This is a genomic window from Virgibacillus ihumii (assembly GCF_902726655.1).
Taxonomy (GTDB): Bacteria; Bacillota; Bacilli; order Bacillales; family Amphibacillaceae; genus Lentibacillus; species Lentibacillus ihumii.
Genome location: NZ_CACVAN010000001.1, coordinates 1,203,456 through 1,218,290, shown reverse-complemented (window position 1 = coordinate 1,218,290; position 14,835 = coordinate 1,203,456). Strand labels below are relative to the sequence as shown.

The following is a 14,835-nucleotide window of genomic DNA, read 5'->3' as shown; positions in this document are numbered from 1 at the left end:
ATAATCCACCGATTGTCAGGTGAGCAAAATCGGACCTTTACTGGCTTTTGTTCCTACAATTATCTTACTCATCTTTTCAGGAGCCTGAAGTGGGGTCTTATTGCCAGTTAACAGGGAACAAAAAAAGCTGATAAGGATGAATGGTATGATAACTTCGGTTCATAATAACAGGGTTAAACAGTGGAAAAGGCTGGGGAAACGAAAAGATCGGGAACAGACTGGTACTTTTTTTATTGAAGGGTATCACCTGATTGATGAAGCATACAGAAGTGGCTGGAAAGTACTCGAAGTAATAGCTGAGGAAGGAAAAACGGTTCCTGACTGGTCTCAGGGTATCGTTGTTTATGTCAGCTCCGAAGTTTTTAAATATGCAGCACGTACGGAAGCACCGCAAGGGATAGCGGCGGTTGTCGAAATGAAGGAAATCGCTGCAAGCGGAGGAAATGCGGTTTTGCTGGTGGATGCCATACAAGATCCGGGAAATCTCGGTACAATTATCCGAACAGCCGATTCTGCAGGGTTTGATGCGGTTCTGCTTGGCGATGGAACGGTGGATCCATATAATGATAAAGTGATTCGCGCTACACAAGGATCATTGTTTCACATAGCCGTTTATCACGTGAACATTATAAATGAAATCCCCGATTTGAAGCAGCAGGGGTATGAAATTTGGGCATCGGCTTTAACTGAATCTGTACCATTCGAAACAGCAACTGTCCCTGACAAAACAGCATTGATTGTCGGTAATGAAGGAGCAGGGATACAAAATGGTATATTGCGGCTTGCGGATTCAATTGTCAACATTCCGATATATGGAAATGCAGAGTCGTTGAACGTTAGTGTTGCAGCCGGCATCTTAATGTATTATATTAGAAGATAATAATTGATTTTAAATGCTAATGATGAACAATACATGCAACGAAAGAGCACGTAATAATCGAAAGCGTCGGCTAAGGGAAGAGGTGTCATAGACTGCAAACATCTCTGCCGATGAATTATTACATTTCACTCTGGAGCAGACACTTGGACCTTGTTGATACAAGTAAAGGTGTACCGGGTAATTTTATCCGTTATCAAAACATGAGCCGGACACATAATAGTTGTGTCAATAAGGGTGGTACCGCGACTTGACAACCTCGTCCCTTCGATAAGGGGGCGGGGTTTTTGTGTTTGCATTTTTAGTCCATGCAGATTGCTGCTATTGCATTACCGTGCTTCATGAACAAATTATACGAGGAGGAATCATGATGAAGGATGAGCTGTACGCCATTCAGGAAGAAACATTGAAACAAATCAACAATGCCGATTCCTTAAAAGAACTGCAGGTTATTAAAGTGGCAGTTCTTGGCAAAAAAGGGTCATTGACAGGTGTTCTCAGAGGAATGGGGAAACTTTCCAAAGAAGAACGGCCAGTTGTCGGTGAAATAGCCAACAAGGTCAGGGAAACAATTTCGGCAAAAATTGAAGAGAAAAGTGACGTACTTGAAGAAAAGGCATTGGAAGAACAATTGGAAAAAGAAACATTAGACGTTACGTTGCCTGGCCGGCCTGTGCAGGTAGGCGGACCACATCTGTTAACCAGCATTATTGAGGAGATTGAGGATTTGTTTGTTGGAATGGGTTTTGAAATAAAAGAAGGCCCAGAAGTGGAAACAGACTATTATAATTTTGAAGCCCTGAACCTGCCGAAAGACCATCCGGCACGTGATATGCAGGATACATTTTATATAACCAATGAACTGCTGCTCAGAACACATACATCACCTGTTCAGGCCCGAACAATGAATCAGTACGAAGGTGATCAGCCGGTTAAAATGATTTGCCCCGGAAAGGTTTACCGCCGCGATACAGATGATGCCACACACTCCCATCAATTCACACAAATTGAAGGGTTGTACGTGGACAAAAATGTGCGGATGAGCGATTTGAAAGGCATCCTTAACCGGTTTGCCAAAAAAATGTTCGGACAGGACCGGGAAATCAGGCTGCGTCCAAGCTTTTTCCCTTTCACTGAACCTTCCGTCGAAATGGATATATCCTGTAAAGTTTGCCACGGTGAAGGCTGTTCTGTCTGTAAACAGTCAGGCTGGATTGAAATTCTGGGTGCCGGCATGGTCCATCCGCGTGTGCTGGAAATGGCCGGATATGATCCCGAAATGTATACGGGATTTGCGTTCGGAATGGGACCGGATCGTATCGCAATGCTGAAATACGGCATCGATGATATCCGTCAGTTCTATACAAATGACGTACGTTTTCTGCGTCAGTATCATCATGCTAAAGGAGGTATCCTTTAATGTTAGTATCTGTTAACTGGTTAAAGAATTATGTGGATATCGGGGATATCAGCCCGGTGGAACTTGCTGAAAAAATAACGAAAACCGGGATTGAAGTGGATGGAATAGAGTATATCGCTGAAAAGAGTTCCGGTATTGTAACAGGCTATGTGGAGTCATGCGGGAAACATCCGAATGCGGATAAATTGAGTTTGTGCCAGGTTGATGTTGGTGACGAAACATTGCAGATTATTTGCGGTGCACCGAATATCAAACAAGGTCAAAAAGTGGCAGTTGCCAAGCCTGGCGCAGTTCTTCCGGGAAACTTCAAAATTAAGAAGGTGAAATTGCGCGGTGTCGAATCAAATGGCATGATTTGTTCCTTGCAGGAGCTGGGTATTGAAGAAAAGTATGTGCCCAAGGATATTGCTGAAGGGATTTTTGTGTTCCCGAACGATACCGCAGTAGGTGAAGCTATTGAACCGTTATTAAACCTGAATGATGCGGTATTGGAGTTCGATTTGACACCCAACCGTGCGGATTGTTTGAGCATGCTGGGGGTAGCATACGAGGTAGCGGCAATATTAAATCAAAATATAACGCTCCCTGATGAATCGGTGAATTTCAGTGCCGAAAAAGCAACAGATTACGTAACAGTGGATGTGGATGCTCCGGAATTAAATCCTTATTATGGAGCGTTTATCATTAAAGATTTGGAAATTCGGAAATCACCACTGTGGATGCGCAATGCATTGACGGCAGCCGGTATAAGACCAATTAACAATGTTGTCGATATTACTAACTATGTTTTGCTCGAATATGGCCAGCCGCTGCATGCATTTGATTTTGATTTGTTGAATTCGGATAAAATTGTTGTGCGCCGGGCCAATGAAAATGAAAAAATGGTTACGCTGGATGATGTGGAAAGGAATCTTTCATCAGATAATCTCGCCATAACCAACGGTACCGAACCTGTTGCACTGGCAGGTGTTATGGGCGGTGCAAAAACAGAAGTTAACAATGATACAAAAGCCATTTTGCTGGAAGCTGCATATTTTGATCCTAAGTCTGTTAGAAGGACGGTTAAAGAAACTGGGTTGCGAAGTGAGTCAAGTACCCGATTTGAGAAAGGTATAGATCCTAACCGTGTTTACCGTGCAGGCATGCGGGCAGCACATCTTCTGCAGCAATATGCAGGCGGGACTGTGCTGGCTGAACCTGCAATATTTGATGAACTGGACCGTTCCGAGAAAGTAGTTGCGATTAATACCGCTGAAATCAACAAGCGTCTTGGCACACAAATTGACACAGGTGACATCGCTGCTATTTTAGACAGATTGCAATTTTCATTTGAACAGCATGATGATCATTTTTCAGTAACTGTTCCAACCCGACGTGGGGATATTACCATTTTTGAAGATATGCTGGAGGAAGTTGCCCGGATCTATGGCTATGATAATCTTCCGTTTACGTTACCTGAAGGCTCGTCACAGGCAGGTGGACTTACAAATCACCAGCTATTAAAACGGGAAGTGAAAGGTTACTTGCAAAGTGCCGGCTTGATGGAAACTATTACGTATTCTTTGACCAAGGAAGAATGGGCAGGAAAGTTTGTCAGCCCGGAGATAGCCAAGTTGAATCCAAATCAGGTTCATTTATCCATGCCGATGACGGAAGATCATAAAACACTTAGGTTAAGTCTTATTCCTGAACTGCTGCAAACCATATCACATAACTTGGCCAGGAATCAGAGGGATCTTGCCTATTATGAACTGGGGACAGTTTTTATTTCAGATGAAAAAGAACTGACTGAACAACCAAATGAGAAATTAAGGGCGTCGGGTGTGCTTACAGGTAACTGGCTTACACACCTGTGGCAGCAAGAGAAGAAACAGGTAGACTTTTACCTTGTTAAAGGAATTGTGGAAGGGTTGTTCGATTTCCTCGATATCGAAGTTGACTTTAAACAGGGTAAAATCGCTGATCTTCATCCGGGAAGATGTGCTGTTGTAACTGTAAAGGGACAAACGGTTGGTTACTTGGGGCAGGTTCATCCAAGATTGGAGAAAAAACTCGATATTAAAGAAACGTATGTATTTGATATTGATATGGATTATGTGTTTGAAGTATACCGTAATACAATCAGCTACAGACCGATTCCGAAGTATCCATCCGTTTCAAGGGATATCGCTTTTATCGTGGATGAAAATGTTCAGGCCGGCGATATTAAAGAACTTATTGAGAAAACGGGAGCTCCGCTGGTTCAGAATGTCCACATATTTGATGTATATAAAGGGGAGCATTTGGAAGAAGGTAAAAAGTCAATTGCCATTAGTTTGTTGTATCAGGACGCTGAAAAGACGCTGAAAGATAATGAAGTTGAACAGTCTTATCAGGAAATTGTAGGAAAGGTTAATGACCAGTTTGATGCATATGTAAGATCTTAAACAGTCTAAAAAGCGGAAGTGCTGAATACGGCATTTCCGCTTTTTAAAAGACTTTGATTCGCTTCTTATAAATATTGAGCTGCTTTTTTTGTATTGGCAAAATGTGTTTTGGCACAAGTGCTTAATCTGTTTTTTCCTTTCGCTTTGATAATTTTTGCAATGGTTATATCAACCTTTTTGGACGCCCCTTTAGGTAAGGTGAATCCGACTTGTTTGGACAATTTATCCATTTCATTCAGAAAGCTTGCCCGTGCGATGATTGAACCGGCAGCAACGGCGAGTGAGCTGCTTTCAGCTTTAGTCATGAAATAGGTACTGCCTGTAAGTTCTTCTTTTTCGGATTCGATATGTTTTTTATAAACATGCGGCTCACAAAACTGATCAATCAAAATGCCATTGAGCTGCTCCGTCCCAATCTTTTCACATACATTATTAATGGCATGATGATGCAGCATTGCTTTCATTTTTCCTTGGGTCCATCCCCTTTTTTGTAAACTGTTATATTTTTCGTTATGCAATATCAAAAGTGAATATGGCATGTCAACATGCATGATATCAGCTGCTATTTTTCGGATGGTTGGATCGGATAAATTTTTGGAATCCTGTACTCCCAATTCCTTCAATAAGTCCAGTTGATCATGTCTGACAAACGCGGCTGCAGTTGTTATCGGTCCGAAGTAATCCCCTGTACCGGCTTCATCTGATCCAATATGATTACTTGTAAAAAGGGTTTCGGGCGGTGCGAAAAGAGAGCTTTTTTTCTTCTTTGACGCTTGTTTTGTATCCGTTAATTGATCGGCAGCCCACCTGTCAGCTTCAACTTCGGGGTTATTTCCCTGAAACATTACTTTGCCTGATTTGAAAGCGGTAATAACCGCATGCTGCGTTCTGGCCCTGAAAATTGCCTCTTGTGGTGCAGATTGCAGTGATGCAGCATAATGTTTTTTCATTGTTGCAATGGAATCCTGTGTATAGCGATTGACTAGTTGTCCCATAATTATCCCCCAATCTTTCACTTTTACAATAGCAAATTCGAAGCGGAAATGAAATGGGCAACAGTTTCCTGTATGCATAAGTTTGTGTTAATATAAGGTGAACTATTTTTCAGGGGGGTATCCATGTGGCCCGGAATGATAAAACACGTGTAACGGTTGAAATACAAAATAAACCATATACGATTGTAGGAACGGAAGAACCGCAGCATGTTCGGCTTGTTGCAGGTTTGGTCGACCAGAAAATGCGTGAAATTCATGATGCAAATCAACAATTAAACACAAGTGAGCTGGCGGTCTTGACAGCGGTAAATACAATGAATGATTACATGAAACTGAAAGAAGAATATGCAAGTTTACTCGGATCAAAAAACAAGAAAAAGGATAAATAACGAATGGTAGATTTATTTTTAATAATTGTACTTATTTTTGGTTTTTTAATGGGGTTGAAACGCGGGTTTATCCTGCAAACTTTTCATTTGTTAGGATTCATAACCGCCTTTATAATTGCTGCGATATATTATGATGTTCTTTCCGATAGACTGGCACTGTGGATTCCATATCCGGAACTCGGGAACAGCAGTGCCTGGGTGGATTTTCTCGAGTCAATGCCGCTTGAAGTGGCATTTTATAATGCAGTCGCATTTGCGATTATTTTCTTTGCGGTTAAAATCATTATGCAAATTATTGCCTCCATGCTTGATTTTGTGGCAGATTTGCCTGTGTTAAAATCAGTTAATAAATTGCTTGGGGCTGTGCTCGGATTCGTTGAAGTCTATCTGATTATATTTATATTGTTATACATTCTGGCATTGACACCTATGGCGCAAATTCAGGCTTGGATCAACGACTCATGGGTGGCGTTATTCATAATTGAGTATACGCCGTTTTTGTCCGAAAAAATAACAGAACTCTGGTTCACTCAGATTGAGTCTACATTAAAGGGTTAACAGTTTTGAAGGCTGGTTCAATTAATTGGGTATTCTTGTTGTATCTCATGTACAATAAAGATAACCTTCTAATGGATCAGTCTTTTAATAGGCCGTTTTTGCAGCATGCCATTAATTATTGCAATACTTATTCAGAGAGCTTCCCTTAATAATAATCGAATGCAGGTGATGGATAATGGAAGTGAATAAAAAAGATGTGATTAAATTACTCGAAAAAATAGGCACGTATCTGGAATTAAAAGGTGAAAATTCCTTTAAGATTTCCGCTTACCGAAAGGCGGCACAAGCACTTGAGGGGGATGACCGTTCACTTGCAGATATAGATGATTTTACAAAATTAAAAGGAATTGGAAAAGGCACAGCAACTGTTATCAATGAATATATTCAAAACGGAGCTTCGGAAACATTAGCCCAGCTTCAGAAAGAAGTGCCGGAAGGGTTGATTCCATTGCTGGATTTGCCCGGTTTGGGCGGGAAGAAACTGGCTAAATTGTTCCAGGAATTAGGGGTGACGGATGCTGATTCACTAAAAAAGGCGGTTGATGAAGGAGAAGTGGAAAAGCTCGCCGGTTTTGGAAAAAAATCAGCCGAAAAAATTTTGGCAGCATTGGAAAATGCCAATAAGCGCCCGGAACGTCTGCCAATAGCGACTATTCTTCCAATTGCCGAATGGATTGAAACATATTTACAGGATATACCTTCCATTAACGATTTTTCGCGTGCTGGCAGTTTGCGGAGAATGCGGGAAACGATAAAAGATATTGATTTCATTATATCAGCTGATAACCCTGCTGAAGTACGGGATGACTTATTGAAATTGGATAATATCAAGGAGATAATTGCGCAGGGAGATACAAAGGTTTCCGTAACATTGGATGAAGCATACGATGTGAATGTTGATTTCCGGATAGTCGCCCCGGAAGAGTTTGCTTCAACACTCCACCATTTTACCGGCTCCAAGGAACATAATGTTGCAATGAGACAACTTGCCAAATCCAAAGGGGAAAAAATTAATGAATATGGAGTGGAAGTGGAAGAAACCGGTGAAACACTGACATTTGAAGGCGAGGAACAGTTCTTCCACCATTTTGGTCTGAATTTTATTCCGCCGGAGGCAAGGGAAAACACTGGTGAACTTGAATATTTTATTGAAAATGTTCCGGATTTGATTGAACAGAAGGATATTCGCGGTGACTTGCATATGCATTCGACCTGGAGTGATGGGGCACAGTCAGTTGAAGAAATGGTTAATCGCGCAAGGGAGAAAAAGTACGAGTACATTTGTATCACGGATCATTCCAAATTTTTACGGGTGGCCAATGGTTTAAATGAAGACAGACTGCGTAAACAGCGAGAAGAAATCAGTCGGTTGAATGAAAAATATTCCGATATTCATATATTTGCCGGAGTGGAGATGGATATTTTACCGGATGGCACATTAAATTTTGACGATGATTTTTTAAAGGAAATGGATTTTGTAATAGGGGCAATTCATTCAGGATTTAATCAGTCGGAAGAAAAGATTATGGAGCGGTTATATGCTGCGTTGGATAACCCTTTTGTTTCCCTGATTGCTCATCCTACCGGCAGGCTGATCGGAAGACGTGCAGGATATCAAGCAGATGTTGAAAAATTAATTGAACGAGCAAAACAGACCGGGACAGCACTTGAACTGAATGCCAATCCGAACCGTCTGGACCTTTCCAGTGAATGGCTTCGAAAGGCGCAGGAGGCTGGTGTTCCGATTGCAATTGATACAGATGCTCATGATTATTTAATGCTCGAGCATATGAAATATGGAACCGGTGCAGCAAGAAGAGGATGGATTGAAAAAGATACGGTCATCAACACATGGCCGAAAGCGAAACTAATTGATTTTATGAATCGTAACAAGTAATGAGAAAGAACATTAAAGGAGTACGTATGTATGAACGAACGAATTCTTCGTGTACTTGAATTCAATAAAATAACCGAGCAGTTAGCCAATCAGGCGGCCACATCGCTTGGCAAAGATTATTGTATTGGACTGAAGCCTGAAACAGAGATGGATAACGTTATTCGGCTGCAGGAGGAAACGGATGAAGCAAGCCAAATTTTTCGGCTCAATAAGTCCATTCCATTGGGCGGAATTAAGGATATCCGTGCCGGGATTAAAAGAAGTGTTATCGGTGGTGTTCTAAATACAAACGAATGCCTGGATATTGCTACTACACTTTACGCAGGCCGCCAGGTGAAGGATTTTATGGCAAAAATGGAGGAAGAAGAATTACCGATACTGCAGTCGCTGGTAGAGCGTATTGAGCCGTTGCGTCAGCTGGAAAATCACATCAGCACATGCATTGATGACAATGGAAATATGATGGACAGTGCTTCTGTTAAATTAAAGAGTATCCGTTCATCCATCAAAACATTGGAGAGCAGAGTGCGGGACAAATTGGACAGTTACACAAAATCCAAAACGAATATACTTTCTGATGCGATTATAACGATTCGTAATGACCGGTATGTATTGCCTGTCAAAGCGGAGTATCGAGGATCAATCGGTGGTATTGTCCACGATCAGTCAGCATCAGGGGCAACTTTGTTTATGGAACCGAAAGCAGTAGTTGACTTGAATAATCAGCTGCAGGAATCCAGAGTTAAAGAGAAACAGGAAGTTGATCGGATTCTTCGTGAATTGACCAGTCATATTGCCGAGAATGAAAGCTTCCTGACAGAGAATGTTGATGTGCTGGCGAAAATTGATTTCATTGCTGCCCGGGCAAAACTAGGAATGCAAATGAAAGCTGCCAAACCGGCAATTAATGATTCCGGAGTCATTAAAATGAAACAGGCAAGACACCCGCTGATTGAAAATGATGAAGTGGTGGCAAATGATATTGAATTGGGTGCTGATTATACTGCAATAGTTATTACCGGACCGAATACCGGCGGTAAAACTGTTACATTAAAAATGATTGGTTTATGCACGATAATGGCACAATCCGGCCTCCGTATTCCCGCCTTTGACGGCTGTAAGATGGCAGTTTTTGATGATGTTTATGCGGATATTGGTGATGAACAATCCATTGAACAAAATTTGAGCACCTTTTCTTCACATATGACAAATATTGTTTCCATATTGAAGCAGGTTGACCATAAGTCGCTTGTTTTATTTGATGAACTTGGCGCAGGTACAGACCCGCAGGAAGGTGCTGCACTTGCCATGTCCATTTTGGATAATGTGGTTTCACGGGGTGCACGTGTTGTTGCCACCACACATTATCCTGAACTTAAAGCATATGGATATAACCGTGATGAAGTTGTAAATGCTTCTGTTGAGTTTGATGTAAAAACATTACAGCCGACTTATCGCCTGCTCATAGGTGTTCCAGGACGGAGTAATGCATTTGAAATATCAAAAAGGCTTGGACTGCGGGATGATGTTATTAATCAGGCTAAAAACCACATCGGTATGGATTCCAAAAGTGTGGAAAATATGATAGCTTCGTTGGAAAAATCACATCGTCAGGCCGAAACGGATTATCAGGAGGCACATGAAATTCTGCAGGAAAGTGAAAAATTACGCAGTGATCTTGTAAGAGAATGGAAGAAATTTGAGGATAAACGGGAATCACTTTTTCAAAAGGCAGAAGAAAAAGCGGAAAAAGCATTACAAAATGCCCGAGAAGAAGCGGAGACAATCGTTGACGAGATACGTAACATGAAATCCGGTGCGGAATTAAAGGAACATGAATGGATCGAAGCCAGAAAAATGCTGGATGAAGCAAAACCAAACCTTTCAGATAAGACTCCGAAAAAGCCGAAACAGTCATCAGCATCGAAACAGCACTTGCAGCCTGGGGATGAAATAAAGTTATTATCGGTAAATCAGAATGGTACGGTGCTGGAAAAGGTCGCCGACAATAAGTATTATGTCCAGGTCGGAATCATGAAAGTCAAAGTGAAACGGGATGAACTGAAGCTTGTAAGTAAAAAAAGTAAGGTATCGGAAAAGCCCCTTGCAACGGTAAAAGGATCGAATTACCATGTGAAAACCGAGCTCGATTTAAGAGGAGAACGGTATGAAGAGGCATTATTACAGCTTGAAAAATACATCGATGATGCACTGCTTGCCGGATACCCGCAAGTATCCATTATACACGGTAAAGGAACCGGGGCTTTAAGAAAAGGTGTCAGTGAGTTTGCCAGAAAACACCCAAGGATAGCTGATGCAAGGGCAGGTTCCGCGGGTGAAGGAGGCAGTGGTGCAACGATACTGAAGCTGAGCTAATCGGAAAGGGGAAATCTGTTCATGACCGGGTTCTGGGAGAATATCTTTGTGGAAATTGCAGCAAGATACAGCGTAGTCATTTTATGCACGATTGTTTTTCTTGCTGTATTTGAAGTGGTAACATCCTATAAGAACTGGCAGGAAATCAGAAATGGAAACATTGCCGTAGCATTGGCTACCGGGGGAAAAATTTTTGGCATCGCGACTATTTTCCGTTACTCCATTGAGCACAACGACACATTGCTGCAGAGTATCGGATGGGGCGTGTTTGGATTTTTGTTATTGCTGCTCGGCTATTTCATATTTGAATTCTTAACACCAACAATTAATGTGGACAAGGAGATTGGTCAGGACAACAGAGCTATCGGTTTCATATCCATGATGATTTCAGTAGGGTTGTCATTTGTTATTGGAGCCAGCATTGGATAGGGGAGAATAAATTGGATATATTGCAAACGTTAGCCAAAATATTAGTGGTTGTAGCGGTTATTTTTGCGGTTGTCGGTATCATATATTTAATATAAGAGCTGTATATGGAAAAAATAATGAAGAATTGAACTCATATATAATGCGGGATAATGATCAGTACAAAAAATATCATCAAAAAATGATGAAAAAATTTCAAAAAATACTAATTAATCGGTATAATGAATGTATGGAGGTAAAAAGGAGGAGGAATAAAATGGATAGAAAGCCCTGGTATCGTCATTATCCGAAAGAAATTTCGACCTCATTAACCTATGATGATAAACCGCTGCATACCTTTTTAGCAAGATCTGCTGAATTAAACGCTGAAAAGAAAGCGCTTCATTTTATGGGGAATGAAATGACATTCGCAGAAGTTTATACAGCGTCTAAAAAGATGGCGCGGTATCTGCAATCACTGGGTCTTGAAAAAGGTGACCGTGTGGCAATTATGCTGCCCAATTGTCCCCAGGGGGTTATCAGCTATTATGGAACATTAATGGCCGGAGGGACGGTTGTTCAGACAAATCCGTTGTATAAAGAAAGAGAACTGGAATACCAGTTAAATGATTCAGGTGCAACATTTATTGTCTGTCTGGATATATTGCTCCCACGTGTTACAAATGTCAGAGGAAATACAAAATTGAAGCATACGATTGTTGCAGGAATAAAAGATTACCTGCCTTTTCCTAAAAATAAGATTTACCCGATTATCCAAAAGAAACAATATAATATGGTCGTCAAAATAGAACAAACTGACGATACACACATCTGGCAAAACATAATCGATCAATCGGAGGAAAATTATTTTCCTGTAGAGGTGGACCCAATTGAAGATCTTGCATTATTACAGTATACAGGCGGGACCACAGGGCATCCAAAAGGGGTTATGCTGACGCATCATAATCTGGTTGCCAACTGTCAAATGTGTAATGCATGGCTGTACAGAATGAACCCATCTGAACAAGTTGTATTGGGCGTGCTGCCGTTTTTCCATGTATACGGAATGACAACGGTTATGAATATATCCATGATGTACGGCTCAAAAATGATATTGCTTCCAAAATTTGATGCGAAAGAAGTTCTGAAAACGATTCATAAACAAAAGCCGACATTATTTCCGGGTGCACCAACCATATATATCGGATTGCTGAATCATCCGGATCTTAAAAAATATGATTTGTCATCAATAGAAGCCTGTATCAGTGGATCTGCGCCATTGCCTGCTGAAATTCAGGAACAGTTTGAAAAGATAACGGGCGGACGTTTGGTTGAGGGCTATGGACTAACGGAAACTTCCCCCGTAACGCATTCCAATTTTGTCTGGACCGACAGAGTTAACGGTAGTATTGGTGTTCCGTGGCCCGATACGGATTGCAAAATCGTGAATATGGAAACATCCGAGGAAGCAGCTATTGGTGAGGTTGGTGAATTGGCTGTAAAAGGACCGCAAGTGATGAAAGGTTATTGGGGTAATCAGGAAGAAACGGATAATGTTTTAAAAGATGGTTGGATGTTTACCGGTGATATGGGATATATGGATGAAGAGGGCTATTTTTACATTGTTGACCGGAAAAAAGATATGATTATCGCTGGTGGATATAATATTTATCCGAGAGAAGTCGAGGAAGTACTTTATGAGCATGAGGCGATTCAGGAGACTGTTGTAGCCGGTATTCCGGATGCATACCGCGGTGAAACGGTAAAAGCCTACATTGTTCTAAAAACCGGAAGTGAAGTAACGGAAGAAGAATTAAATGAGTATTGCAGGAAAAATCTGGCTTCATTTAAAGTTCCAAGGCTTTATGAGTACAGGGAAGAGTTGCCAAAAACGGCTGTCGGGAAAATACTGCGGAGAAAACTGGTTGATGAAGAAAGAGAAAAAATGGAACAGAACAGCAATACGATTTGAGTGTCTTATACTCTTTTTTTGTATAATTGCTGGACAAACTATATTGACATAACAGTTGAGTATTTGTACAATAAAATATGAATGATTGTTCATTCATATTAGTACAAGGGATTCCTGTAAGGAGAATTCTCATGAAGAAAAATAAACCTAAATACAATCAAATTATTGAAGCAGCTGTTGAAGTGATTGCCGAAAATGGTTACCATGCTTCACAAGTATCGAAAATTGCAAAAAAGGCCGGGGTTGCAGACGGCACCATTTACCTGTATTTTAAAAATAAAGAGGATATTCTTGTATCTGTTTTTAAGGAGAAGATGGGACAGTTTATCGAACAAATTGCCGAGGGCATCAATCAGAAGCAAAATGCAGATGAGAAACTGCTCACCCTTATCCGGATGCATTTCAGCCAGCTTGCCAGCGACCACCACCTGGCGATTGTCACACAGTTGGAACTAAGGCAGTCGAACAGCGAATTGCGGCTGGAAATTAATAATATTCTCAAGCCTTATTTGTCGGTTATGGATGACATCATTAAAGAGGGCACAAAAGAAAAAGTATTTCGTGATGATCTGAACATCCCGCTCGTAAGGCAAATGATTTTTGGAACCCTGGATGAAACTGTAACAAATTGGGTTATGAAAGAACAAAAATATAATTTATTAGAAATGGCCCCTGAAGTTCACAGGTTGCTAACACATGGCCTTTCCGATAAATAGAAGAAGAGGAGGAGGATTGAGTTGGGGACACTGACATACGAATTAAATGAGAATGTTGCAGTATTGACCATTCAAAGCCCGCCGGCAAACGCATTGTCCAGCACCCTGTTAAAGGATTTGGATGAAAAATTGGATGAAATTGAAACCGATAACAATGCCAAGGCGGTACTACTTAAAGGGGAAGGCAAATTTTTCTCCGCTGGTGCGGATATTAAAGAATTTACTTCACTGCAGAATGCAAGCGATTACCAGTTTCTGTCGGAACGCGGTCAGAAATTATTTGATCGTGTCGAAAATTTTTCAATCCCAGTTATTGCTGCCATTCATGGTGCTGCATTAGGCGGCGGCCTTGAACTTGCAATGTCATGTCATATCAGGATTGTGACGGAAAGTGCAAAATTGGGTCTCCCGGAACTGACATTAGGTATCATTCCCGGATTTGCCGGTACGCAGCGTCTGCCGAGATATGTCGGTTCTGCAAAAGCATATGAGATGATTTTGAGTGGACAACCGATTAGTGGTACAGAAGCTGCACAATTGGGTCTTGCCAATCATGCAGTTGGGGAAGAAGAAGCCCATGAAAAAGCTATGAAACTGGCAACTGTAATTGCGGCTAAAAGCAAGCCGACGATTAACAGTGTTATGCAGTTGATTCCGTATGCTAAGACTTCACAGTTTGCTGATGGGGTCCGGGAAGAAGCAAAAACATTTGGCGAGATTTTTGGTTCCAATGATGCAAAGGAAGGCGTTCAAGCGTTTATTGAAAAGCGCAAGCCTAATTTCAAAGATAAGTAGAAGGAGGAA

At 41.3% G+C, this 14,835-nt stretch carries 12 protein-coding genes; 11 read left to right on the top strand and 1 reads right to left on the bottom strand.

Annotated elements, in window-relative coordinates:
• The first annotated feature begins 145 nt into the window (after positions 1 to 145).
• The 3 genes from HUX68_RS06105 to pheT all read left to right on the top strand — a co-directional run bounded on the left by HUX68_RS06105 (position 146) and on the right by pheT (position 4,723).
• Positions 146 to 880: a TrmH family RNA methyltransferase gene (locus tag HUX68_RS06105; protein WP_174613991.1), complete on the top strand. Its 735-nt coding sequence runs from the start codon at positions 146 to 148 to the stop codon at positions 878 to 880.
• A 367-nt stretch (positions 881 to 1,247) separates the two neighbouring features.
• On the top strand, positions 1,248 to 2,297 hold the full coding sequence (gene pheS, locus HUX68_RS06100) for a phenylalanine--tRNA ligase subunit alpha (protein ID WP_174613990.1): 1,050 nt from the start codon (positions 1,248 to 1,250) through the stop codon (positions 2,295 to 2,297).
• The gene (gene pheT, locus HUX68_RS06095; RefSeq protein WP_174613989.1) at positions 2,297 to 4,723 is read left to right on the top strand and encodes a phenylalanine--tRNA ligase subunit beta; all 2,427 of its coding nucleotides are present in this window, start codon (positions 2,297 to 2,299) and stop codon (positions 4,721 to 4,723) included. Before pheS ends, pheT begins: the two co-directional genes overlap by 1 nt.
• A 65-nt stretch (positions 4,724 to 4,788) precedes the next feature.
• Here pheT and rnhC read toward each other — a convergent pair whose 3' ends face one another.
• Positions 4,789 to 5,718: a ribonuclease HIII gene (gene rnhC / locus HUX68_RS06090; RefSeq protein ID WP_174613988.1), complete on the bottom strand. Its 930-nt coding sequence runs from the start codon at positions 5,716 to 5,718 to the stop codon at positions 4,789 to 4,791.
• A 125-nt stretch (positions 5,719 to 5,843) separates the two neighbouring features.
• On the opposite strand from rnhC, the gene zapA reads away from it, so the two are divergent.
• From zapA to HUX68_RS06050, 8 genes are all read left to right on the top strand, one after another.
• Positions 5,844 to 6,107 (top strand): cell division protein ZapA, encoded by a 264-nt coding sequence (gene zapA / locus HUX68_RS06085; protein ID WP_174613987.1) that lies wholly within the window; start codon positions 5,844 to 5,846, stop codon positions 6,105 to 6,107.
• A 3-nt stretch (positions 6,108 to 6,110) separates the two neighbouring features.
• A complete protein-coding gene (locus HUX68_RS06080) occupies positions 6,111 to 6,665 on the top strand; it encodes a CvpA family protein (protein WP_174613986.1) in 555 nt (184 codons plus the stop codon).
• A 175-nt stretch (positions 6,666 to 6,840) separates the two neighbouring features.
• Positions 6,841 to 8,562, top strand: coding sequence for a DNA polymerase/3'-5' exonuclease PolX (gene polX, locus HUX68_RS06075; protein WP_174613985.1), 1,722 nt, complete (start codon positions 6,841 to 6,843; stop codon positions 8,560 to 8,562).
• 30 nt (positions 8,563 to 8,592) lie between these two features.
• Positions 8,593 to 10,938 (top strand): endonuclease MutS2, encoded by a 2,346-nt coding sequence (locus HUX68_RS06070; protein WP_174613984.1) that lies wholly within the window; start codon positions 8,593 to 8,595, stop codon positions 10,936 to 10,938.
• A 21-nt stretch (positions 10,939 to 10,959) separates the two neighbouring features.
• Positions 10,960 to 11,367, top strand: a complete 408-nt coding sequence (locus HUX68_RS06065) for a DUF350 domain-containing protein (protein WP_174613983.1) — start codon at positions 10,960 to 10,962, stop codon at positions 11,365 to 11,367.
• A 253-nt stretch (positions 11,368 to 11,620) separates the two neighbouring features.
• Positions 11,621 to 13,315, top strand: a complete 1,695-nt coding sequence (locus tag HUX68_RS06060) for an AMP-binding protein (RefSeq protein WP_174613982.1) — start codon at positions 11,621 to 11,623, stop codon at positions 13,313 to 13,315.
• A 131-nt stretch (positions 13,316 to 13,446) separates the two neighbouring features.
• On the top strand, positions 13,447 to 14,031 hold the full coding sequence (gene fadR / locus HUX68_RS06055; protein WP_174613981.1) for a fatty acid metabolism transcriptional regulator FadR: 585 nt from the start codon (positions 13,447 to 13,449) through the stop codon (positions 14,029 to 14,031).
• 21 nt (positions 14,032 to 14,052) lie between these two features.
• Positions 14,053 to 14,826 carry an enoyl-CoA hydratase gene (locus HUX68_RS06050; RefSeq protein WP_174613980.1) on the top strand — a complete coding sequence of 258 codons (774 nt, stop codon included), beginning with the start codon at positions 14,053 to 14,055 and terminating at the stop codon, positions 14,824 to 14,826.
• Positions 14,827 to 14,835 lie beyond the last annotated feature (9 nt).

Bases quoted from the DNA above. Each gene is read 5' to 3' on its own strand.
- HUX68_RS06105 (WP_174613991.1), top strand. From the start codon at position 146: ATGATAACTTCGGTTCATAATAACAGGGTTAAACAGTGGAAAAGGCTG.
- pheS (WP_174613990.1), top strand. From the start codon at position 1,248: ATGAAGGATGAGCTGTACGCCATTCAGGAAGAAACATTGAAACAAATC.
- pheT (WP_174613989.1), top strand. From the start codon at position 2,297: ATGTTAGTATCTGTTAACTGGTTAAAGAATTATGTGGATATCGGGGAT.
- rnhC (WP_174613988.1), bottom strand. From the start codon at position 5,718: ATGGGACAACTAGTCAATCGCTATACACAGGATTCCATTGCAACAATG.
- HUX68_RS06080 (WP_174613986.1), top strand. From the start codon at position 6,111: ATGGTAGATTTATTTTTAATAATTGTACTTATTTTTGGTTTTTTAATG.
- polX (WP_174613985.1), top strand. From the start codon at position 6,841: ATGGAAGTGAATAAAAAAGATGTGATTAAATTACTCGAAAAAATAGGC.
- HUX68_RS06070 (WP_174613984.1), top strand. From the start codon at position 8,593: ATGAACGAACGAATTCTTCGTGTACTTGAATTCAATAAAATAACCGAG.
- HUX68_RS06065 (WP_174613983.1), top strand. From the start codon at position 10,960: ATGACCGGGTTCTGGGAGAATATCTTTGTGGAAATTGCAGCAAGATAC.
- HUX68_RS06060 (WP_174613982.1), top strand. From the start codon at position 11,621: ATGGATAGAAAGCCCTGGTATCGTCATTATCCGAAAGAAATTTCGACC.
- fadR (WP_174613981.1), top strand. From the start codon at position 13,447: ATGAAGAAAAATAAACCTAAATACAATCAAATTATTGAAGCAGCTGTT.